Origin of the sequence: Algoriphagus sp. A40 (genome assembly GCF_002002735.1) — a bacterium.
Classification (GTDB): domain Bacteria; phylum Bacteroidota; class Bacteroidia; order Cytophagales; family Cyclobacteriaceae; genus Algoriphagus.
In genome coordinates this window covers 37286-61500 of the sequence record NZ_MUNY01000084.1, presented here as the reverse complement: position 1 = coordinate 61500, position 24215 = coordinate 37286, and the positions used below count along the sequence as shown (strand labels likewise).

The 24215-nt window shown below is 43.6% G+C and carries 16 protein-coding genes; 6 read left to right on the top strand and 10 right to left on the bottom strand.

Features of this window, described 5'->3' with window-relative positions:
* The first annotated feature begins 31 nt into the window (after positions 1-31).
* The 3 genes from B0E43_RS22345 to B0E43_RS22335 are packed head-to-tail and all read left to right on the top strand — an operon-like array spanning position 32 to position 2314.
* On the top strand, positions 32-460 hold the full coding sequence (locus B0E43_RS22345; RefSeq protein ID WP_168172001.1) for an FdtA/QdtA family cupin domain-containing protein: 429 nt from the start codon (positions 32-34) through the stop codon (positions 458-460).
* Positions 363-1361: a hypothetical protein gene (locus tag B0E43_RS22340; protein ID WP_254423490.1), complete on the top strand. Its 999-nt coding sequence runs from the start codon at positions 363-365 to the stop codon at positions 1359-1361. The genes B0E43_RS22345 and B0E43_RS22340 overlap by 98 nt, the downstream gene beginning before the upstream one ends.
* A 2-nt stretch (positions 1362-1363) precedes the next feature.
* The gene (locus B0E43_RS22335; protein WP_077353631.1) at positions 1364-2314 is read left to right on the top strand and encodes a glycosyltransferase family A protein; all 951 of its coding nucleotides are present in this window, start codon (positions 1364-1366) and stop codon (positions 2312-2314) included.
* Here the strand turns inward: B0E43_RS22335 and B0E43_RS22330 are convergent, their stop codons facing one another.
* Genes B0E43_RS22330 through B0E43_RS22310 form a run of 5 tightly spaced genes read right to left on the bottom strand, consistent with a single transcriptional unit; the run spans position 2315 to position 9462 of the window.
* The gene (locus B0E43_RS22330) at positions 2315-3586 is read right to left on the bottom strand and encodes a pitrilysin family protein (protein WP_077353630.1); all 1272 of its coding nucleotides are present in this window, start codon (positions 3584-3586) and stop codon (positions 2315-2317) included.
* On the bottom strand, positions 3586-4800 hold the full coding sequence (gene porV / locus B0E43_RS22325) for a type IX secretion system outer membrane channel protein PorV (protein ID WP_077353629.1): 1215 nt from the start codon (positions 4798-4800) through the stop codon (positions 3586-3588). The genes B0E43_RS22330 and porV overlap by 1 nt, the downstream gene beginning before the upstream one ends.
* Positions 4797-8042 (bottom strand): type IX secretion system sortase PorU, encoded by a 3246-nt coding sequence (porU, locus tag B0E43_RS22320; protein ID WP_077353628.1) that lies wholly within the window; start codon positions 8040-8042, stop codon positions 4797-4799. The genes porV and porU overlap by 4 nt, the downstream gene beginning before the upstream one ends.
* Positions 8039-8734, bottom strand: coding sequence for a CDP-diacylglycerol--serine O-phosphatidyltransferase (gene pssA, locus B0E43_RS22315; protein ID WP_077353627.1), 696 nt, complete (start codon positions 8732-8734; stop codon positions 8039-8041). The genes porU and pssA overlap by 4 nt, the downstream gene beginning before the upstream one ends.
* Complete coding sequence (locus B0E43_RS22310) at positions 8731-9462, bottom strand: MBL fold metallo-hydrolase (protein WP_371454741.1); 732 nt, start codon at positions 9460-9462, stop codon at positions 8731-8733. Before B0E43_RS22310 ends, pssA begins: the two co-directional genes overlap by 4 nt.
* Here B0E43_RS22310 and B0E43_RS22305 point away from each other — a divergent pair.
* Genes B0E43_RS22305 through B0E43_RS22295 form a run of 3 tightly spaced genes read left to right on the top strand, consistent with a single transcriptional unit; the run spans position 9440 to position 14694 of the window.
* Positions 9440-10486, top strand: coding sequence for an FAD-binding oxidoreductase (locus tag B0E43_RS22305; protein ID WP_077353644.1), 1047 nt, complete (start codon positions 9440-9442; stop codon positions 10484-10486). The two genes, B0E43_RS22310 and B0E43_RS22305, sit on opposite strands and share 23 nt — an antisense overlap.
* Positions 10487-10507: 21 nt before the next feature.
* Positions 10508-13801 (top strand): biopolymer transporter Tol, encoded by a 3294-nt coding sequence (locus B0E43_RS22300; RefSeq protein WP_077353625.1) that lies wholly within the window; start codon positions 10508-10510, stop codon positions 13799-13801.
* 14 nt (positions 13802-13815) lie between these two features.
* The gene (locus tag B0E43_RS22295; RefSeq protein ID WP_077353624.1) at positions 13816-14694 is read left to right on the top strand and encodes a YicC/YloC family endoribonuclease; all 879 of its coding nucleotides are present in this window, start codon (positions 13816-13818) and stop codon (positions 14692-14694) included.
* A gap of 167 nt (positions 14695-14861) precedes the next feature.
* Here the strand turns inward: B0E43_RS22295 and B0E43_RS22290 are convergent, their stop codons facing one another.
* The 5 genes from B0E43_RS22290 to sprA all read right to left on the bottom strand — a co-directional run bounded on the left by B0E43_RS22290 (position 14862) and on the right by sprA (position 24170).
* The gene (locus tag B0E43_RS22290; protein WP_077353623.1) at positions 14862-15533 is read right to left on the bottom strand and encodes an energy transducer TonB; all 672 of its coding nucleotides are present in this window, start codon (positions 15531-15533) and stop codon (positions 14862-14864) included.
* A gap of 135 nt (positions 15534-15668) precedes the next feature.
* Entirely contained in the window at positions 15669-16349 is a 681-nt protein-coding gene (locus B0E43_RS22285; protein ID WP_077353622.1) for an energy transducer TonB, read from the bottom strand.
* A gap of 67 nt (positions 16350-16416) precedes the next feature.
* Entirely contained in the window at positions 16417-16752 is a 336-nt protein-coding gene (locus tag B0E43_RS22280) for a VanZ family protein (RefSeq protein WP_139352854.1), read from the bottom strand.
* 48 nt (positions 16753-16800) lie between these two features.
* Positions 16801-17178 (bottom strand): glycine cleavage system protein GcvH, encoded by a 378-nt coding sequence (gene gcvH / locus B0E43_RS22275; protein WP_077353620.1) that lies wholly within the window; start codon positions 17176-17178, stop codon positions 16801-16803.
* 53 nt (positions 17179-17231) lie between these two features.
* Positions 17232-24170 carry a cell surface protein SprA gene (gene sprA / locus B0E43_RS22270; protein WP_254423489.1) on the bottom strand — a complete coding sequence of 2313 codons (6939 nt, stop codon included), beginning with the start codon at positions 24168-24170 and terminating at the stop codon, positions 17232-17234.
* Positions 24171-24215 lie beyond the last annotated feature (45 nt).

The window sequence follows — 24215 nt, the reverse complement described above, 5'->3', positions numbered from 1 at the left end:
TTGTCTTACTTTTAACCATACAAGATCAAAATTGGAAACCTTAAGATCAGACTACCAGCCACCAAGAATAATTCAATTTCCCGGCCAGGTAAATGAAAATGGAAGCGCACATTTTTGGGAAAATAAGGAGCTTTTTTCCCAGGGTGTACACCGATGCTTTTGGATATCAGGAGTTAAAGCTGGAGTTTCCCGCGGAAATCATGCGCATTGGCAGGAGGCCCAGGTGATTGTTGCAATGGTAGGAAAACTTGAAATTCTGGTTGAGGGCTTGGATGGTAATTGCCGGGATTTTATTCTTGAAACCTCCGGGGAAGGCCTGTTTATCCCGCCCCTTAACTGGGTTGAAATCCGGTTTTCGGAGGATGCCGTCCTTTTGGGACTTGGTGACCGAGTATTTTCAGAAGAAGATTTCATCAGAGAAAAAGACCACTTTGGAAGCTTACAAAAAAGAGATCACTGATTCACATGAGTTGCATGTTGTTTCCTCCAAAGAGGAATCGCATGGCTATTTTTTAAGAAATTGTTGTACGGTAGGTTTCATTGACCAGCTTGATTTTCGCTGGTCCAAAAGGGGCAAAATAAAAGCCAGCATTACTTTTGCCATTTCCGCAGATTCTGAGGCAGTCTCTCTCCCGCAGTCTCCCTTTGGAGGGGTGTACTTGGAAGAAAGCCTTTCTTCAGTCGGGTTGGAAGCATTTATTCAGGCTTTTTTGGAGGAATTGAAACACAGGGGGATCAAGACCGTTCGGATCATTCAGCCTCCCAAGCCCTATGAATCCAACTTTGATCTGATAAATTACCTCCTGTTTAAGGCAGGTTTTAAGCAGGATTCCGTTCTTTCCCATCATTTTTTTTTAGGTAAAAAGAAAATCAAAAAACTGGTCAAAAAGGGACAGTCAAAATATCAGAGCAAAGCGAGAGATCTGGGAATCAGATTTCATATTGGCTCAATTCAGAATTTTGGTTTTTTGCAGGAAATCCGAATCTGGAATCAGTCGAAAGGATATGAGTCCAATTTTGACGACAAAAGACTGATTTCCCAAGTGTCTGAATTTCCCGAACGGTATTTCCTCATCAGTTTGAAAAAAGATGGTAATCCAATTGCACATACGCTTGGGGTGAAACTTTTCCCGGATTCGTTCTACTATTACCTCTCCGCAATCCATCCCAAATCAACTCTGAAAAATGCTGGTGAAATGTGTCTTTTTCAGCTGTTTCAGCTCGCAGCTGAACAAAATGCCAATTTTATAGATTTGGGTTCTTCTGATACCGCCTCAGGTGCAAATCACAGTTTGATGTTCTTCAAATCTCGATTTTCAAATGATATCTGCAATAAAATCAGCTGGGTTTTGAATTTCTAAAGATGGATACTGCAGATCGGGTGACAGTGGTGTGTATTGCGTTCAATCATGAGCCATGGATTGAGGAAACCTTGGAAAGCGTACGCCTTCAGGACCATCATGCAAAAGAGCTGATTGTGGTGGACAATGGAAGTACGGATGACACTGCAGGTAAAATCCGGAACTGGGTAAATCAAAACTCCGGATTGCTGCCTGTTCAGACTATTTTTAATAAGGAAATGCAACCTTATTGTCGGCTTTTCAACCAAATTCTCGCCACTATCGACAGTCAGTATTTGGTAGATCTCTCCGGAGATGATGTGCTATATCCTGAGCACTTGTCGGCATCAATCAGCGAATTGAAACAGGACCCAACTGCAGGTTTTGTGTTTTCTGACGCCTATATCCTTGATCAAATGGGCGAGGTCAAAACCTTTTACAAGCGGAATATCTCAGGTGAAATGACGGAGGAGATTGCACTGGGTACGATCTACGAAACCTTGATCCGCAAAAACCTAATTTGTTCCCCAACTGTGGTATTCAATACGACGATTCTTCGGAATATCGGAGGGTATGACGAATCACTTTACTATGAAGATTTCGATATTTTGATCCGGATTTCCCGGAATCATCCGGTGGTTTTTTCGGATCATATTGGCGTGCTCAAGCGAAAACATGCCAAATCCATGTCCTCCGGTCAATACCTCAGGTACCAATCCAAGATGCTGCCCAGTACAGTCAAGGTTTGTTCAAAAATCCTGCAGATGAATATTTATCCGGAGGAAAATGCTGCTTTGGGCATCAGGGTACTCTATGAATTGAAGCATGCGCTTTGGTCAGCCAATTTCGAACCTGCCAGGGATCTGGTCAGGATCGGAGAAAGTCTTGGACTAAAGGGGCTTAAGTTTTGGTTTTACCGACTCTGGGCAAAAAAGGGATGGGATATTTCCTGGCTTTATCTGAAACTGATGTGATCAGCCGATCACCACTTCGGTAAAAGGTGGATTGGAAAAGTATTTTTGGCCAATTTGGAGAATGTCATCAGCAGTAAATGTCCTCAGATAGGCCAGTTTTTTTCTGTAAAATTCAAAATCCAAACCGGAATGATGAACCGCTCTGAATCTGTCCATCAATTCAAATGAGGAGCTGAATTTGCTAACCATTTGGCCGATCAGGTAATTTCTGACCACTTCAAGTTCCTGACTAGTTACCCTATCTGTTGCAAGAAGGCTGATTTCTTTATAGATCTCCGCGAGTACTTCAGCCTGATGTGCTTTTTGGACGTCTGCACCGATTACCCAGTAATTGAAATCGCCGATTTCAGCCAGAGAGGAATAAATCCCATAAGTGTGGCCTTTGTCCTCCCGGATATTTTTGATCAACCTGGAACCAAAGTATCCGCCCAGGATCGTATTGAACACGGATAGAGCAAAGAAATCAGGATGGTTTTTGCCAATAGACCAATTGCCAATCCGAATACTGCTTTGTAGTGCTCCGGGACGGTCTTCTGTGATTTTAGGTTTGGGTGAAGGGGAGGGAAGTCCAAAGGAATTTTTTTCTTTTAGAAAAGGAAGCCCATTTAAAAGCTCCACAATACGATCAAGTTCCCAAGAATTTAAATTTCCACAGAGGAAAAATTCAGTCCCGGTCCAAAGTTGATTTTGATAGTAATCCAATAGATCTTTTCGATCCAACTGATCCACATGTGCTTCGGTGATTTCAAGGCCGTATGGATGATTTTCTCCAAAAAGTGCTTTTCGGAATTGGCTGCTAGCCCTGGATGCTGACTTTTCACGCTCCAGCCGGATTGACAATTTTCTTTGGGATTTCTTTTTTTCAAAGCTTTCTATAGGAAAAACCGCCAGGTCGAAGAGGGAAGAAAAAAGTGGCAAAACCTCAAAAAAATGCTTTTTGGTAGTTAGAAGACTTAAACCTTCGTGTGAATAAGAAACCAAAGGGTGTAACTCCGTGGCATGGAAATCCAGGAACTCTGAAATCTCGGTTTCGGTCAAACCATGAGTTCCTTCAGTCAGCATCTGAAGCGTAAAAGAGGGGACCAAAGACTTTTCCAAAGGAAGAGCTAATCGTTGGCTTTTACCCAAAACTTCGAGTTTGACCGCATCCAGATTTGGAGTGGAAATAAAATATAGGGTTCTGTCCGAGGTTAGTTTTCGGATCTCAGGTGGGGACAATTCAAAATCTGCCGGAATGATAAATTCTGGCGCTTTTGATCTATCAAGATGCATCAATTACTGGGAATGGTGTAGAGCAAAGAGAATCTAAGTGTCTCTGCCAGTGGGTGGTTTTGCACTTGGGGTACCAAATAAGAAAAGTCAAATCCAATCTTTTTGAGATCAAAACCAAGCCCCATCGTGAAATATTTACGCCCGCCTTTGCTAGGATTTTCGTAGAAATAGCCGGTGCGAAGGGCAAATTTCTCAGCGTATTGGTATTCCACACCAAAAGAGAGGGTGAATTCTTTCATTTCTTCCTCAAATCCTCCCGGAGCATCTGAAAAAGAACTGAACATTCCAGAAATCAAAGCTCGATTTGGATCTTCACCAGCCTCGATGATCAAGTCTCCGTTAGAATCTGTTGCAAGCGAGCCATCCTCATTGGTGGCATATTGAGGTGGGGTTGGGACCATCAGCTTGTTGACATCAAATATGAAAGTCAGTGAGTTGCTGGGGTCCAAATTAATGGAATAGGCTGTTCCTAAGCGGAAATTGGTAGGAATATAATCCAGTTCTTCAGCGCTGTTGTAAGTGATTTTTGGTCCAATGTTGGTGATGGCTACACCCCAAGACCAGAATCCGTCTTTGGCTCCCACGAATATGGGTTTTTGGTAGTAAAGCCCGATATCAGCACCAACACTTGTTCCTGCTTTTGCCTCAGAACCCGAAGTGGAAGAGATGTTTCCTGAAAGGTTGGAATAAATGAATCTGGCCGAAATGCCCAGTCCAAAATATTGGGAAAGTTTTCGGGAGTAGGTTCCACCGATTGCAATGTCCCTTGGATTGAATTCCCCGAGTTCATTTCCCTTGCCGTCCGTCAGCTGGATGTCGCCCATATTGAAATAGCGCATCTCAAAACCGAAGGCTGAATTTTCATCGATTTTCTTGAACCCGGTCAAATAACTCAAGGACATATCATTGACCAATTTTCCCAGCCAAGGTGAGTAGGAGAGTGAAAATCCCAAATCGTCATTGATAAATGCAAGTTTTCCTGAATTCCAATGTGCAGAGTTGGCATCAGGTGAAGTAGCAACACCGACATCACCCATTCCTGAGTGACGGGAATCTGGGGCAAAATTCAAAAAAGGCACAGCAGTAGTGATCACCCGGCGGTTTGGATCCTGTCCGGAAATGATGACACTGTTTTGCGCGAAAGTTGAGAAGCCAGCTAAGGCAAAGACAATAAAAAGAACGCTCCTCCTGCTTTTTTCAGCCTTTTTGTTCATTGAATAACTAGTTTTCCGCTTACTGAAGCCGCACTTAAGTCGGTTTCCGATTGAAGCGTTAATTTGTAAATATAAGTTCCTTTTGCTGGATATTTTGTCTGGTTTTGTAAAAAAGACCAGGATAAATCACGGATATTTTGTTCCGCTCTAACCAAACGAAATGTATCCAAAAATAGTATTTGACCTGTCACGGAATAAACCGATAAACTGAGGTTTATGTTTTCTCCAGGGCGATTATGTGAAATTTCAAAGTTGGCAATTGAGGATGCCGGATTGGGGTAGACTTTGTGATTGAGGATCTGAAGCTCGTTGCTTCCTTTGATTTCTATCTCAATTTTTTGGACACTTTCATTTCCGACATTATCCCAAACTCGAACTGTGAGGATGTTTTTGCCTTCTGTAAATCCCGGGATAAAGGTATTTAGGATTCCCTTATTGTATCCACCCTCCAAAGCCAAAAAATATTCATTTAAGATAATCAGCGGCTGATCGTTAACCTGAATGCTCAGATCATGACCATTAATAAATCCGGATACATTGATTCCGCTTGGATCCGAAAACAAGCCTTCCAGTTCTAATATTGGTGTGGGGAAAACAAAAGGGCCGGTTGCTTGTCCGTTGAGTTTAAGGTTGATTTCTGGCCCGGTGGTATCCAAGGACTCTTGTGGAAGAGATCCTCCGATCAGAGGCATTAGGCTTCCCATAGCTTGGTCTCCTGATTGGGTATCCCATCCTCGGATTCTCAGGTTTCCTTTCCCAAATTCGGTATTGATGCCAATCGGGATAAAAAACCTTGCTTCTAGCCTTCCGGATTCAATTTTACCCTGACCCCGGAAGATCAGAATCTTTTCTTCTCCAAATTCATAGGAATTGCTTTCATCTCCCAGGGTGCGGACTTGTGCGGGTTTATCCCGCAATTCGAGTTGGAATTCTCCATTGAATCCTGCCTGAAATGCCCCGGTGAGTGGATCAAGAATTTCCCCTTGAAGGAAGATTTCCTGGAGTGCTTTCAATGTATCTACCGACACGCCGGATTTCCCATCTTCGATGGAAGTCACCTTGATTTGGAGAGTGGGAAGAGCCAGTTTTAAACTGGGGTCTCCAAGGAGTGAAAAATTGCGGTTCAGCGGGCCATTGAGGCTTTGGTTTTTGGTGTTCTTGAAAATCTCCCCCAGATCCTGAAACTGCCCTTCTTTTTTCTTGAACACTTCCTCAATGAAAGCTTTGTTGATGGAGAAATTCACGCTGCTGAAAACCGGTCTTCCCGTTGTCAGAAGTCCAACGGCTCCTTTTTCATGTGCAAAAAGCAATTCTTCTGCACCTGAACGGATAAATGGGCTGTCGTGTCTTCCAAACTCGCAGGTGGCCGTGACCCAGAGGGCCAGTTGATCCTGTTTCGCCCAATCTGTGATGTCGGAAACTTTAAAAATTTCTTCCACGGTGAGTGTGGTTTCGTTTCCATGTCCGATGAAATTCATCACCAACGTCCCTTCGTCCAAAGTTCTTTGAAGGGCGGATTTCGCCTGTGGAGAGCTTTGCCCCGTTTCGGATTTTTCCTGCTCAAACCGGTCCAGGTATAGTTTTTCCTGCAAAAATTCGGGATGGTTTTCGGTCAAAAACTTGCTGTGGCTTTCCGAATCCCGGATATGAATATTGTTGTCGGCGTCATCTGCGAAAAAAGTTACCGAGGAAGATTTTGGAGTCCTGATCGGAGAGGTCTCATATCGGATGATTTTCTCCACCATTTCATTTGCTTCCTGATAATTGATCGCTGGAAGTCTGCCGACACCGATCTGAAGCAATTCATCCCCGTCTCGGGATTCCTCCCACTCGCCCTGTTGCCAGCCGATTAGACCAAAATAATCATCAGAACTGAAAGTTGTCAGCGGATTGAGGCTTTCACGGCTGCTGTAGATCGGAACCAGATTCGGCCTTCCTCCCAGTTTTGCCTTGGAATCGAATGTGCCTTTACCCAGGATCAGGACATTTTCCAGTTTTTTTTCAGAATGGTAAACTGATGCGATGAAATTTCGGATAGCGCTAAGGTCAGGATTGCCATATCCAAATGATTGGTAAATTTCATCCGTGGTGACAACCCAGGTTTGGATTCCCATTCGCTCCTTATGGCTGGCAAGTTTGTTGGCGGAGGATAACAAAGCCGGAGATGTGATAATCAACAGTTCGGGGCTGGAATTTCGTGATCTCAATTCAAGTGACACATCTTTGAATTGCTTGAGATCAGGGACTTTTTCAGGAGAAAACAACAGCCATTTTTTTCCGGATGCACTTTGGCCTTGGCTGACATTGATTGCTTTGGGATTGAAAAAATCACTGACTTCCCAAGTTTGCAGGGTGGGTTTCAAAGCAATTTTTCCTGCATCCTGTGATTCAAATATCCCTTCCTCCAAAGCTGAATTTGAAAAAGGAACGCCAATTACGAAATGATTCAAATATCCTGAAGACTCAGAGCCGCTTCCCTGAAAAGTAAATCTGACTTGGGCTAGAGAATTGCGGGGTTGGATCTGCCATTTAAAATTTACTTCACGCCCCTTGATGCCATAAGTGGTATTTGGGATCGGGCTGAAAGAAACTTCGCCCAAAAGTTCATTGCCGGTCAGCAATCTCATGGTCGATTCAGAGAAAGAATGGGCCATGAGAGTTCCCTGCAAAAGCCAAGGAGAATCGGTCGGTGTTTGCAATCCCAAAATGATGTTCAGACTTTGACCTTGTCGTATGGGGTCAGAATACCAGACTCTTCCTGAGTTGATTAAGTTGATTTTTTCTTCTTTGAATGAGGTAATCCGGTACCAGATTTGGTTCTGATCGGCAGGTTCAGGATTGGCAGTTTTTTCACCTATTCGGAGTGGATTGTCATTTTTTCCAATCAGGAAACTCAATGAGTCCGCAAAAAGATGATGAGAATAGGCTAATCCTGCTTCAGAAAAAGCAATGGAATTTGGGCCGGTAAGGTAAAAGTAGAGTGCGCCATCCAATTCCAAAGCGGGGATTTCCTGAAGTTCCAGCTGCTTTGGGTCGAGTTTTTGGGGGAGCATACCAGGAAAACCAAAAACACTGATTTCAGAAAGGCTTTTGAAACCCAGTTTAGGGGCTTGGTCGGCGGAGATTTTGTAAACGCCTTGGTCTTTGATTTTGAACTGAAAAAATTGAGCTTGAGCCTGAGTCAACTCAGAAAAAAGGCCTAAAACCACCAAAAGAGCCCATAGCGTAATTTTGTCCCTCATTCACTTCCTGTTGCATTTTCGATCACAGACAATCCAATATACGCTAAAATCACCAGCGGGATACCTGCCAACTGGAGCCATGCAAAAATCGCCAAGCTCAGGAAAATGAGAAAATATCTAAATCGGTTCTTGGAAAAGGAAAAACTTTTGAATTTCAAAGCAATGAGAGGGATCTCGGATACCAACAAAATGGCAAAAAACCAGCCGATAAGTATCAATACAACCGGCAAAGAAAGCCACTCTCCGATCACCGGCCATTGAATCGCGAGGTATGGTAGGGTGCTTAGAAAAAGCGCATTGGCAGGAGTGGGGACTCCGATAAATCGGTCGCTTTGCCGCGTATCCAGATTGAATTTGGCAAGTCGATAAGCCGAAAGCATCGGGACAATCAAGGTCAGGTAGGGCAACCAGGAATCCGGGTCTGAAGAGTTTTTTGCCATCATGAAAAGAATCAGCCCAGGCAGTACTCCAAATGAAACTACATCTGCCAGTGAGTCCAATTCCTTACCCATGTCACTTTGAACTTTCAGCAATCTTGCCACAAAACCGTCCAGAAAGTCAAACCCAGCGGCAATCAAAACAAAATAAGCGCCTGTCATGATCTGACCATCAAGGACCCAGATGATTCCAATCACTCCGCAAAGGAGATTGAGGAGGGTCAATGAATTCGGTATTTGCGCTTTGATTTTCAATGGATTGCTCTTTCTCCTACAAAAGGATTGTAAATTTTTTCGAAACCGATTTTGGTCTCAGGTCCATGACCAGGAAAAATGACCGTAGTTGCGGGCAATGTGAAGAGCTCGGATTTGATTTTTTCCAAAAGCAAATCGTGGTTGCCTCCCGGAAGGTCCGTTCTGCCGATACTTCCCCGAAAAAGAGTGTCTCCTGCGATACATTGCCCACTTTTTTCATGATAAAATACCACATGGCCAGGCGCATGGCCGGGTACGAATAGAACCTTAAGTATCTCTGTCCCAACTTTGAAGTCCTGACCTTCTTCTAAAAAATGGTCTGCCGTGGCCGATTCGAAGTTTTGAAAGCCATAATTCGGAGCGTAGACTTCGACTGACTTTAACACGGGTATTTCGTTGCGATGAATCCAAAGTGGGATTCCAAATCGTTTTTTAGCCCATGCGTTTCCCAGCACATGGTCAATATGGCAATGGGTATTGAGTAGGTGCAAAACTTTAAGTCCGTTTGAAACCACAAAATCTTCCAGCTCCTTTCTCTCCAAAGCATTATGACAACCGGGATCAATAAGCGCAGCTGTGCCTTGATCATCATAGGCGAGGTAAGTGTTTTCCTGAAATGGATTGAAGGTGAAGGACTTGATGTGGAGCATTTCAAAAGTATGCAAGATCTCAGCAAAGTAATGAATTATGCCTTTAATTTGGGATATGGAAATTGATTTTTTGATCATTGGACAGGGTTTGGCAGGCTCTGCGCTGGCCTATAGGCTGGAGCAATCTGGGCAAAGGATTATGCTTTTAGATCAGTCTGAGGCAAACCAAAGCAGCCGGGTGGCGGCGGGGCTTTTTAATCCTGTGACAGGTAGGAAAATGGTAAAATCCTGGATTGCAGAGCGTCTTTTTCCGGAAATTGAACCCTTCTATGAAGAGCTGGAAAAGCTTACCGGAAGGCAGTTTTTGACCCAAAAAAAGATTTATCGGCCATTCATTTCGGTCGAGGAGCAGAATGAATGGATGGGACACTCGAGTGACGCTTCTATTGGAATGTTTATCGAAAAAATTTTCACAGAGAGTCAATATCCCCAGATGCGAGATCCATTTGGAGGGGTTTTACTCAAAATGTCCGGTTGGTTGAACATCAATGAATTGCTCGATGGGATGGCTAAACATTTTGGAGAAAAGTTGAAACAGGAGGATTTTGATGAAAATTTGCTTGAAAAGGTTCCAGCAGGTTGGAAATACAAAGCTATTTCAACAAAAAATCTCATCTTTTGTAATGGTTTGGGTGCCCTGAAAAGTCGGTTTTTCAACTATTTGCCCTTTGCTCCAGTTAAGGGGGAAATCCTTGAAGTGGAGCAGGACTTTGATCCGGATTTCATTGCTAACCGAGGGGTATTTCGGGTTCAGCTTGGCAGAGGAATTTTTCGTGTGGGCTCGACTTATACCTGGCACGATTTGGATCTAGGGCCAACTGAATCAGCCAAGGAAGAGATATTAGGCAAACTCCAGGATTTGGTAAAAGTACCCGTACAAACAGTGTTGAGTCATAAAACCGGAATCCGTCCAGCAACCAAAGATCGAAAACCGTTTCTTGGCAAACATCCGATAGAAGATAGCGTTTACATATTCAATGGTTTTGGAGCTAAAGGTGTTTCGCTGATTCCTTATTTTAGTAAAATGATGGTTCAATACCTGATAAAATCCCAGCCAATAAGTGCTGACGTGGATATAGCTCGGTATTTTAAGTATATTTAAATCTTATCAATTCTGATCCGAATGCGATATATGGTCTTTCGACTTTTGATCTTAGTTCTTTTTCTGACTGTGTCAACCAGATCTTGGGCCCAATTTGACCAAGAGCGATTTGGAAAAAACCGTGTGCAGCACAAAGAACTCGAATGGTATTTTTATTCGTCCAACAATTTTGAGGTCTATTATTATGACCGGGGAGGGGCAAATGCCAAGATGGCAATTGAATTTCTGGAGGCAGAATTTGATAAACTGACCCAAATGATTGGGTATGTAGCCTACACCAAACCGAAAATTTACATTTACAATTCTCCGGAAGAAGGGCTTCAAAGTAACCTGAATCTTAATATTCAGGAATATTCCGAAGATGGGCAGACCAAGTTTACCCGCTTGATTGCGGAGGTATCTTATAAAGGCCGGATCGATCAATTTAAAGAGGATGTAATTTTTGCCACGGCCAAAGTCATCATCCGTGAGATGCTCTATGGCGCTTCGGTTGCAGATGCTTTTCAGGCCAACTTGATAAATGATTTTCCCGAGTGGTACATCAATGGAGCTGCGCAATATCTGGCCAAAGGCTGGAGCCGGGAAATGGACGATTTCATGCGCACTTACCTGAAGGAAACATCCAATCCGAAAATTCTGAACCTTACGGGTATTGAGGCTGGACTTGTGGGACAGTCAATTTGGAATTATATCGCTGAAAAATACGGTCGCCGGTATGTGTCAAGTATCCTGAATTTATCCAGAATCAACCGTAATGAGGAAAACAGCATTGCAAATACTATCGGAGTCAGTTCCAGAGCTTTTTTTGAAGATTGGAAAGCCTACTACTTAAAAGTGAATGAACCTGTATATGGTTCGTTTAAAAATGTAAATCCCGAATCAGCTATCTCCAAAACATCTTCCAGAGTGGATGGGGCCATCAGTGATATCAAGTTTAGTCCTGATGGACTTCTTTTGGGATACGTACTCAACAATGCGGGAAAATACAAAGTCATTGTCCGGGATCTTTCTAGCGAGACTGAGCAGACGGTTTTTCAGGGAGGTGCAAGCTACGATGAGCTTACACCAAATCTATATTCTCCGATTATAGCCTGGAGGGATTCCGCCAATCTGGCCATTGCTTCCTTCAAAAAAGGGTTCACCACCCTTCGACTCCGATCCATTGACGGATCCAACCAAGACAAAATTTTCCTTCGGAATATTACCCAGATTCTTAGCCTTGACTTCAATGAGTCAGGGAAAAACATGGTGCTTTCTGCCATTTCCAACGGAAAAACTGATATCTATTCCCTGAATGTGAGAGGACAGGGTAAACGACTCACCAATGATATTTTTGACGATTTAAGTCCGGCATTTTTAAATGATTCAGTAATAATTTATTCATCCAATTTTACTGAGCTGCCAGATTCAGTTTTGACTGCAACACCGGATATCCGCGTTTTGCCCAACCAATACAACCTGTTCAGGGTAGATGTGCTGAAGGACACCACCGTTTTTAGCAAACTGACCAATTCTAACAGTAAAAACACCCATCCTCGAAAAGTTAACAGCAATACGATGCTCTTCATGAGTGATCTGAGTGGGATAACCAACTTGATGCGGTTTAACATAGGCAATCAGGTTTCCAATCAAATTACAGCATTTGACAAAAGCATCGAGGTGTTTGATGTCACTAGCAGGATGAATAAAATCGCTTATGCGCTACGGAGTGGGAAGGAATCGTTCCTGTTTGTGGAAGGGTACAGTGGTGCAGATCAGTTCACTCCAAGCACTCCGAGGATCCAACTGGCCCAGGCAAAGGATTTGAATGAACGGATTGCAGCCAGAAGGTTGCTTGAGGCAAGAACCAGCCCTGCGCAACCAACCTTGGCTCAGCCAGCTCAAACAGAGCAAATTGTCCCGAAGGCCGATACAACATCTGTAAATAAAACATCTTCTATCAATCTGGACCGCCTGAGATTTGAATCCAGAAAAGGTGTCAATACTGAGAATTACACCTTTGACACGTTACCCCAAACCCAAACTCCTGCCAATGCTGCCAAGCCAGAGCTAAACAGAACTACTTTACTGGATGCATTTCGTAAGCAATCCCTGCAAAAGAGGGTTTCTGGTCCCAAAAGGATGGATCCTCAGTTTTTCACCAACCATATCAACACCAGATTTGTGGTAGATCCGTTGCGTGGATTTGGGATCAACTTGGATGCAAAAATGACCGACATCTTGGACAACCATGTATTTACTGGTGGTATTATGACAGCACTTGATTTCAATTCGGGTGGAGATATTTGGTTTGAATACGAATATTTAAAAAGTCGTCTGGATTTTAGAGGAAGATTTGACAGGAGAACAATTCGGATTGAGGAATACGATTACATTACTCATCAAAAATATGTGTTGACTCAGGTAGAAGCAGGAGTTTCATATCCACTCAATGTCAACTCCAGAATCTATGCGGCTCCTTTGTTAGCCAAATCCCAATATTTCAATCTCAATTCAGATTCCCTGATTTATGGCCAGATACCGGAGCAAAACCGCTTTGATGTCAATTATGCCGGTGGAAAAGTCGAATTTGTCTATGACAAAACTGAGCCAATGGGTCTTTATTCTTTTACAGGCGTGAAAGGTAAAATCGGATTTTTGCATTATCAGGGCTTAAACCACGGCGACCGTTCATTTAGTAACTTCTATGTCGATTTGAGGAATTACCAAAAAATCCACAAAAACATTACTCTGGCATCCAAGCTTTATGTTGGGTCTTTCATGGGAAACAATCCCCAAAACTATCTGGTGGGCGGAATGGATAACTGGCTCTTTAATGAGTTTTATAACCCTCCATCAAACAGACCTGAGCCTTCACCTATTAGAAATCCAACCGGTGCTGAAAATTCCAACATTCTTTTTGCAGACTTTGTGGATTTAAGAGGCTTTGATTACGATGAAATAAGGGGAAGGAATGTGATTACTTTTACTACAGAATTGCGAATTCCGCTTTTCTCCTACCTGACCAGGGGGAATATAACTTCTAACTTTGTCCGAAACTTCCAGCTTGTTGGGTTTTATGACATCGGCTCGGCTTGGAATGAATCTGCACCTTGGGTGAGGGTTAATGACCAAAATACTGAAGTGATCAATACCGAAGGGTCTCCTTTTGTGGTGGTTTTGAACAATTTCAATAACCCATGGCTACAGAGTTACGGGGCCGGATTGAGGACTGTTTTGCTGAATTACTACGTCAAATTTGATGTAGCCCGGCCTATTCGAAATTATGAGACCGAAGATCTAAAGTTTTACTTTACTTTGGGGTATAATTTCTAATTCCCAATTAAGTTATGATCAAATCGATGACCGGCTTTGGTGTGGCCGGATTTGAGAATGAGCAGATGATGATCCAGATCGAGGTCCGGTCGCTCAACTCAAAATTTTTGGATCTTTCCATCAGGAGTCCAAGGCAATTTTCGGACAGAGAACCCGAAATCCGCACAATGGTCCAGGGAATATTGGATCGGGGCAAAGTCAGTGTGTCTGTAGAGTTCCTGGCCAAAGGTTCCCAAAATCTGCCCGTCACTATCAACCGGGAACTTTTCAAAACCTATTTTGAAGAATTCAAAAACCTGGCAGAAACGGTGGGAGAGACGCCAGTTGATTTATTCAAACTTGCACTTCAGGCACCCAATGTAATTGTATCTGTTCCCATGGAAAGGGAGGAAAATGCAGATTGGGATCAGGTCAAACGGGTTCTGGAAGAATCTCTCAGAAAATGTGATGGCTTTAGAAAAGATGAAGGAGCAGCTCTTTATTCTAAACTTGAGGAAAGTATCCAGTTGATAAGATCAGCCTTTTTGAGGGTAAAACAGGAAGATCCGGGCCGTAAAGAAAAAACCCAACAGCGAATCAAAAACCATTTTTCGCAATGGATGGATGAAAATTCATTTGATGCCAACCGGTTTGAGCAAGAGTTGATTTATTACTTTGAAAAGATTGATGTAACCGAGGAACTGGTCCGATTGGAGACCCACTTGGATTACTTTTTGAAATCCATGAAGGAGGAAACAAGCCAGGGGAAAAAGCTTGGTTTTATCAGCCAGGAAATCGGTCGTGAAATCAATACGATAGGGTCCAAAGCCAATGATGCTGAGATTCAAAAACACGTCATTCTGATGAAGGATGAGCTCGAAAAAATTAAAGAGCAATCTTTGAATGTATTATAAATAGAAAGGGGAGAAGATTCCCTTTTTCTTTTTAAAGTAGAATGGAAGGGATTGTTCATTCCCATTTTTAGGAAATTCAGTTGAAACGGTATTCCCAACTTGGGTTTGATCCCAAAGAAAAAGCCCGCATCACGGATGCAGGCTTTTCTTTTTAAAAGTCAGTTGGTCTAGTTGAGCTTAAATTTGATGGGAATAGTAATCCTGGATCTGACGGGAACACCATGATGCCTGGCTGCTTTCCAAGTCGGGGAATTGAGGATGACATCGATGGCTGCCTTGTCCAATGCCGGATCGACTGATCTAACAACCTCAGCATCCTGTACCGTCCCATCAGTATTGATCACAAACCGAATCAAGACTGTGCCTTGGACTCCAATCCGCTGGGCTTGCTTAGGATACGTAAGATTACTTCGGAGGTATTTATACCATGCATCCATTCCTCCCTGAAACTGCGCTTGAACTTCCGTAAAATCCAGTATTTCGTCTGGGATGTCTTTTGTTGGAGGTCCTGCTAACATAATTTCAGGAATTATTTCGTCTCCAGGCAGGTCGATGTCCACCGTGAATGCATCTTCGATCTTGGTTTCGTTATCGACGACTTTGATCTCTGGTGGTATTATCGGAGGTGGAGTTAACGGTGGGGGTGTCTGAATCGTGATCGGAATGATCTCTGTGTTCCATTCTGTTGTTCCTTTGGAGAGGTCCAACAGCGGTTTTTCTTCTTTAGCTTTCCATTCAAAAGCCACCAATACAGCGCCGACTGAGGTTGCCAGCCCAAGATTGAAAAATGTGCCATACCATCTCCTAAGGTCGGCACGGGTGTTCTTTTTTAATTCCATGATTGTCAGAGTTTTGGTTGATAAAAATTACCTAAGCTTTCTTGAAATAGCTATTTCTCTAACGTATTTTAACTATTTGAAAAGTTGTTAAAAATTGAACAAAAAAAAGACCCGATTTCTCGGGTCTTAGATGATTTAGCTAAGTTTGAATCGAATCGGAAGTCTCATACGAGTACGTACCGGACGGCCTCTTTGCTTGCCTGGTTCCCAAGCTGGGGCTTCCTGTACCACTTTAACAGCTTCTTCGTCGCAACCACCGCCGATACCTCTCAAAACTTCTACGTCTTGAATTGATCCGTCAGTGTTGATTACGAATACAACGATTACTGTGCCTTCGATACCCATTCTTCTCGCTTGGGTTGGATATTTCAGGTTTTTGGAAAGGTACTGATTCCAACCTGACATCCCCCCTGGAGGGTTTGGCTGAGTTTCTACGACGTCAAAAATTTCGTCTGCTTTTTCTTCAACTGGTGCTTCAGCAATTACTACTTCTTTGATTACTGTAGTTTCTTTTACATCCACATCGAAGTTGACTTCAATCTTTTCCTCGATTTCAACCTCATCAGGAATTTCTTCGATGACAGGCTGCTCCATAGGTGGGGGCGGAGGTGGTGGAGGTGGCTGTTCTGTAATAGGCACGTCGAGCAACTCTTCGAAATTATCAGTCACAGCTCCCAAGTCCTTAAGACTTGAATCATCATATGACTTGTATTCGAAAGCAGCAAGAGTAAGCCCTACAGCAACTGCTAAACCAAGATTGGTAAACATACCGACGTTCTTGGTTATATCAGCGCTAGGAGTCTTTTTTGCTTCCATGGTGAAATTGTTTTATACAGGTTAATCTTTTCGAAATCTGAATAACAAGTGTAAGAATTATTGGAGATTATTCCAAAATGAATTTAATGAACGGCCATTTTAAATATCCCAATAAACCCATGCCTGCACCTAGTCCATTGACTATCATGTCCATTAACTCAAACGAACGGAAAGGTATAAATTGTTGCAGTGATTCTAAAACAACACCGGCCAAGATCCCGAAAAGCATGAAATTCTGCCATATCCTTGGATTCTTGGCTGAAACCTGTGCTTTCTTTACCCCAACTCCACACCATAAATACCCTTGGATGAAAAAGGAAATCAAATGAACCGCCTTGTCCTGAAAATCAAACAGGTCTACTTCAGGAAATTTCGTGCCTGGTGTAAGCATCGCAAATGCCAAGATAACTAACCAGGAAACTGCAAAAATTATCCTCAAGCTTACAGGGGATTAAGCTCCGACTAATTCTGCGTATTCTGCAGCATCCAACAGGTCGGTAGGGGTGCCGCCTGTGATTTTCACTTTTACCATCCAACCGGACTCATAAGGTGATTCGTTGACTAATTCAGGAGAAGATTCCAATTCTCCGTTGAATTCCAGGATTTCACCCGTCAGCGGCATAAACAGGTCAGAGACAGTTTTGACAGCTTCCACAGTTCCAAAAACCTCGCCCGCATCAATTGTTTCACCTACAGTTTCTACCTCAACATAGACGATGTCTCCAAGCTCCTTTTGGGCAAATTCTGTAATACCGATTGTGGCGATGTTACCCTCGATTTTAACCCATTCGTGGTCTTTGGTGTACTTAAGTTTTTGTGGAAAATTCATGATTAGTTCGTTTTGAATGGCCAAAAATAAAAGGAATCAGCCGAGATTGAAATCTATTGGGATAAATTAAATCGTAACTGTCCCCCAAAGGCAGTGGATGTTCTCTTATAGGCTGTCGTTACGCGTGGTTCGTTGATAGTTCGCTCAAAATATAAGGTCAGATTCAAATTTTGGTTGATGACATAGCCTATTGTAGGCCTGATCTGAATGTTTAAATTTCCATTAGTGACGGTACTTCCTTCGTCAATTTTTCTCTGAACCTGACGCACATCCACTACCTTGGAATCCAACCTCAACTGCAGGTCGTTTTTAAGGACCTTTTGGCTACCCTGAATCTTGAAAGGTACTTTTACTCCTGCTTTGGTATAGGCAAGAGTTAGACCGAAATCGCTGCTCTTTTGCTCAGTCACCTGAGAATTTGAAAAGTTCAAACCCAGATTTCGTTCTCTGTTATAATTCACTGCAATATTCAGCCGGTCTTTGGTCAATAAATCAACCCCGATCAGTGGGGCAAATCTTTCGGAAAGGACTACCTGATTTAATACATAAATCGGGATAAATTGCCCGTCATCATTGGTAATATCCGGTCTTTGAACTTCCTGAAGGGTATTATAAAGTTCAAGCCCCTGCTGATATTGCAGAGAGTTGGAGAAATTGCTCACATCATAGGTAGAGGTATACCCATGGGTGATATTGATGCTGCTGAATTTATCACTTAGCCCCTTGAGTCTCGAAAGTCCACGGTAGTCCAATCTCCAATTGGGAAGAGGTGTTTTTGGAAATGGATTTAGCTTTATTTCATTGGGATCTTTTCCCAGATATGCTGCCAAAAACGAAGGAATCAATACATCCTGACCGTTGCCTCCATATTCTCCCTGTCCTGCAGCTTCACCATCCAGCCTTCCCTTGATCAGAGATCGGTAGTTTTCAAAATCTGTAAAAAGAGGTGAATTGTTTTCTGAATCATCCTTTTTAAAGGTTGTACCGAGCATGATTGTAGTAATAGAATAGGAACCTAAGCGGTTGGGGCTGATGCTTTGGTAGTTGCCTGGGTCATCGATTGAGTTTCTGAAAATTTCCTGATAATCTCCAATTTCGCGTTTTCTTGCTTCCCAGGTTATCCTGAAATCCTGAAAAGGCTCCACAATGCCAGTCAATCTCAAGTTCATGGCTCTGTTTTGCTTGAAAGTTTGAGTCAGTTCAGAACTTGGGGCTATTTCACCTGCTCCCGCCAGGTCATAGCGGAAGTTTGAATTTTGACTACCGAAAAGGAAGGCCCATCCGGGATTATCCCAGGCCCTGTCCATTCCCAATAGACCTGTATTTGGCAAATATCCGGGCAAAAATGTGCCTTCAATCACACCATAGTTGAAGGTGATTTCTTTGGCCATCATCAGGAATTTTACCAGCTTATTGCTGAAAGGTGTGCCGATCGTATCCTCAGCAGCCAAAGTATTCCGGCCCGGGACACCCGGCCTTTTTGCAGCATTTAATGCTGCCAGCTTTTTGTTTTTGTTATACAGTTTGATCAAATCAAATTTGCCAGTCAAGCTTTGATCTCTCGTGTTAAATATGACGTTTCCCAGAGTGTCTTTTTGCCCGATAGCACCAGTTTGCCAAGTATAGGAAGTAATGTACTTGTAATCAGTCTGGATCCAATCCGTGGCTGGTAGCTTATTGAGTGGAATGGAATAATTGACAGAGGCAACATGGTTGTAATTGGTAGTCCTTCCAAATCGCCATGCGTTGTATTTGACCGAATCACGTTTTGCCTGAGTATCCAAATCCCCTTCGGGCTCATCTACCACAGCACTTGCCCTTGAATTAAAATCTACCCGGAGGCTATTGGAAAGGTCCCAGTTGACTGTAAAGGACCGGTTCATAAAGAAGGATTTTTGGAAAAGAGGATCTACGCCCGAGGCACTTAACTGATCGTTGCGGTATTGGGATCTAAGAAACCTGCGATCTACATCCAGCCTTGCCAAAAGCTGCGTAGGTGCGAGATTGAGGTTGAAATCTTTCAGCAATTTCAGATAGGGAGAGGTCATTCCTTCCTTGTTTTGGAAAGGTGAAATTTTCCATTCTTTTGGTTGAAAGCTGTAGGTGATGTTGCCGCGGTTGGTTTTGAAGTTGTAATTCTGAATTTGTGCGTTTGTTTGTGTTACAGAACCTACAGCATAAGAAAAGGCAAAATTTGAGAGGTCGTATACCTTGTTTGGAGAATCCGCGTTTCGTTTGATTTTTCGCACATTGTTAAAGCTGATGTTTCTCCTGTTGAGCTGGTCCTGAGCAATATTCCTGTACTCATCCCTCTGGGAGTTAGTTTCAAATTTGCCAAGTGCGACCTCAAAAGGCACATCAGGATTGAGGGGATCGTATTCCGGTTTGGTGTTGGAATTTTCGACTGAGAAATACATCGGAATGCTCAATCCCAGACTTTCCGGAAGCAGTTTGTTTACCTCCACATTTGTCGAAATATCAAATTGGGTTGTTGCTTGGCGGGCTCTTTGGGAAAGCTTGGTCTCCAGTCCGCCAAATCCTATCGAATTGTGTCGGACTGATGCCGAAACCACCGCTACATCGGCAATTTTCGCATTAAGAAAAGCATTGGCAGCCCAGCCGTTGCTTTTGGTAAATCCTGTCACCCGGAGTTCATTTGCCCAAATGCAGATGGATTTTGAGGATCCGATGCCTGTGCCCGGATTCCGCACCCCTATCATCATTCCCAACACGGAGTTTAATTCGGGGCGACCCACTACCGTCACTTTGTACTGTCTAATAGCTTTGGAGTAGGGCAGGTTTAGTGGTGATTGGCTGTTGTCCCGGTCTACTTTGACTCCGACAATTTCCTGAATGGCTATGTCAATTTCGTTTTCAAGTGGCCAGACAGTTCTTGGATCATTGGAGCCCAAAGGAGAAATAAGCAATGGAACTTCGATTTCGTAATAGTTGTCTGTGTAATCTGTTCCCAATCTCAGGAATGCAGTGATTTCTCCATCCAGAGCATCCTCACTGTTTGCATGCAAAAACATTTTGATTCGCTCATATTGGACCAAATCAAAGTTGAGGTTTTTGAATACACCGCGTGCGTCTTTTGGAGCCAAATCCTCTACACAAATCCTAAGAGATTGCTCATTTAGCCTTCTTTCTACTGTTGAGGTATTGTCACGATCCCGGTTGATGCCAGGAGGCAGCACGTAGGGGCTTTGCTTGTCATTTCCCTGTGCATTTTGTTCGATATTTACCACATCCACCACGACGTTGGAAACGTCCGGTTCGGGAATTTCAAATAAACCTTTTTCAAAAAGAGATTCCTGGAAAACCCTCCATTGACTTCCTACCATCCTAAATTCTGCCATCCTCAATACTACAGGCTGCTGAAAATCAGTAAGGTAAGTCCTTATCCATCGGATCGATTTAAAGCCGGTAATGTCGCCCTCTACCCGGTCAGGCTGGCGAACCGGAATTCTAAAAAGGTACCAACTGACCTCATCTCCACCTTCGGAGTTGGTTACTTTGTCCACGATGTGGTTTTCACCAACGACCAATTGTCCTGGTCTTAGGTCGATCTCGTATTCGTAATAGTTTTCAAGTTCATTGATGGTGTTGTCCGAATTCAGATCCTCGTTGTCTGGAGTATTTCCTCCTGATGGGGTGTAAGGTAGGTTTTGGTCTGCCGTTACCGGCGTGTTGCCTTCCATCCCATTGAATTTCTTGTAGCGCTCCAATATTTTAATGTCCGCTTCATCGAACTTGTCGTCCAGATAATATTGGAAAGCATCTGCCGAAACATCCTGAAGAATGGCATTTTTTGCTTCTTGGGAAACATTTAGGCGATCTACATACCTTGTTTTGAAAAAAGCTGCCTCGTCATCATTTTTCAGCCCGTCCAAACCTATGTCCTGGTTGGGGCGAGAGGATTCTGAGTTGTCAAAGGCAGGGATCAGAAATTGCTCTCTTGTGATTCTTCCCCATTCATTTTGCCCGGTTTCAGATGGGTCGCCATCTGCCGGTAGCCCGTTTTCAAAAGCATGTGCCCCATCCTTCATTACATCCTCAGAAATGTCTCCCAAATTGATGAAGAGTTTTCCTCCGGTGGTGTTGTTTTCGTTGAAAACCCCGTCTAAAACCTTTCCATTTTCTCCGGAGATAAATGGATCCATCAGCCAGAATTCGATGTATTCGATGTTAGTTCGGTCAAAATCCACTTCTGTAGTGATTGCCCTTGTCACTCCTCCGTAGTTTAGCCTCGGGTTTGGCAATAATCCATCCGTGGTTAATTCTGGATTGTAGTTAAACATCCCTCTTTCACTCGGAAAATAAGCCATTTCAAAAAGCGGCTGCGGCACAATAATGACTTCGCGGTCCTGGTTTTTGAAGATTTCCTGGGGAATTACCCTTCTTACATAGTGATTTCGCTTGTCCTGAGTAGTCAGGTTGGTGGGGACGCCCGGGCCATTTTCACGGTAAAAAATGTTGTCAATGTTGTACCAAGCCAATCTTGCCCTTCGATAGGTACTTCCCAGATTGTCTTCCGTTTGGGTGCTTAGGTCAAAGCGGTTGCCAGGAGTCTTTGGGGTTGAGGAAATCTTCCAGTTTTGATTGGCAGCTGCACCAAGATAAAATGGAGTCACAGCGGCCTCAAAATCATCCACATAGGAAGCCTGATCGCCGTCCACTGTATTGGAAGTACCCGGAATCAAGTGGGCAAATTCCGCATTGAACTGGACTAGAGATTTTTCTTTGGTATCTGTGAATGGAAGCGCATCGGCAAGTTTTGTCAGCCACCGGGACTCGTCGTTGTAATTGACATCCAAGCCCCAAAGACTGTTTCTAAGGGTTTCATTTCCTGTCGCAATTCGGGTTACGTTGGGGCGTTCGTTCAGATACATGAAAGTACCTCCGATATTAAGCTTTTTGCTTGCCAGGTAATCCAGTCGGGTACCCATGAGACTTCTGGTCTGAAATGACACCAAATCTGCTTTTTCAAAACTGACATTGATCTGTTTTCCGGATTGCAGGATTGCGTCATTGATGATCACCAATCGGCCCACATTGTAATCAATGGTGAAATCGACGCCCTCGGTCAGCGGAATATTCCCTGCCTGCACAATCACAGATCCCGGGGCAATATTCAAGCCCGGCAGCTGGATTTCACTTGCTGAACCTGCAGTCAGTCTTCCTTTTATAAAATATTTATTCAATCTCGTGACCAATTCTGCATCCGCTTGAGTGGTCCTGTAAAGGGTGTCATAGACATATTTGTCTTTCAGGACTAGTTCTTCCGGGCGAAAGTTCCTTTCTAGATTGGATCCAAACGGTTCCAAAACAGGGAAGATCAACAAGCCACGGTCCGAGATCATGGTCAATCCTTCTACAAAATCGAAATTCCCATCTGGGGCCGGGTCATTTTGAGGATTGAGGTTATCCAGACCAGTCAATCGGATCAGGGGTTTATCCTTCACATTTGCTCCTTCGAGTAGGGAAGGATTGTCGAGGCCTGTTCTGTCATCCCGGTAGATCACTTGGAGCTGAAATCCATCCCTCAAGATCTGGCTTGCATTGAGGCTGTACACGTTTTTCATCATCAAATCCCAAGTGGGAATTCTGGGATTGATGCGGGCAGGCCGGAGCATTTTCAGGAAAATGAGTTCATCCTCAGCTCTGGTCTGGTAATCTTCAGTCAGTTCACCAACTTTGTAAACCTGACCATTGAAGGTGTATTCAAAAGAAACAGCTAAAACTTCATCGTTTTGAAGCCTTCTGAAAAGGGAAAGATAACCCAGCTGAGGGTTGAAAAAGAATTCATTCTGGTTCAGTTTTCTTGCCCCGTTGATCTGTTCAAAATCGACACCTTTCCGGATTCCCAGAGTGGACTCCATGGTTCTTGATCCCGTGTCAAAAGGTCGGAACGCCGGATTATTTGCAATGTTGGAATAAAGTAAATTCGCTTCATTTCCGGCAGGAGCACCCGGATTTCCGGTTCCGATTGCCGGATTGGTGGGGTTGTAGATCACCCGTCCTTCTCCCAAATCCAGGAAGGCCGAAAAATTTCTCAGGGTTTCGGTGTTGGTAGCCCTGTTCATAATATAGACCTCGATTCGAGTCACATTCACTCCCGATAGTACCTGTGGCAAACCTCTCAACCAGCGTTCGTAATTGTCCCTAAAAAAGTGAGCCAGGAAAAAGTGTCGGTTTTCATCGTATTTGGAGGCCTGAATATCAAATGACCGGCCTTGTCCATTGGCATCAATTACCAGATTGTCCCTTCTTCCACGCTGGGTGGAAGCGACTGCTGTTACGTTGAGCTTGCCAAAACGCATTTGTGTTTTTACCCCAAACAAATTCTGCGCTCCCTGAATCAGCCGGTTTTGTATCGGCATACTTACGTTACCGATTTCGACAGATTGGAGAATATCTTCCTCAAATCCATCGTATTCTACTTTGAGCTGATTTTGAAAATCGAAGGAATTGTTTGAATCAAAATTCGCAGCAATTTTCATCTTTTGACCCAATGAACCATTGACAGCCATCTGAATTTGCTGATCAAAATGAAATCCGCCGTTTTGTTGCTGACGTATGGGTAGAGTCGGATTGTCTACCCTTCTAAAAATGGCTCCAAAATCCAGATTGACATACCCTGTTGGTACAATGTTGATTTCACTTCCGCCAAATAGCCGGTCAAAGGTGGGGCTTATAGTCAGCGGCGGTATAAGGCTTCTGCCTTCCACTGCACTTTCTCCATCCATTCCCCGGGCTCGTGATCGCCAATAATCCTGGCGGACGCGGTACTCCTGGAGTTGGGAAAAGCTTTCAAAATCATATTCCTGCTCATTGCCCAACCTGCTGCTATCAAGTTGATCGACAATATTGTACCGCAAAGTGGAATCGATCAGGACCTTGATTTCCTGATCCACGGGAGGAGTGGGGATGAAAGGGGATTTAGAGCGGAGAAAAGGATTGCGATAGGGGTAGAGCGGATTGGTCCTCATGTTTTGCCAAAGCAAAAATGAAGGGGATAATCTGCGAATATTAAG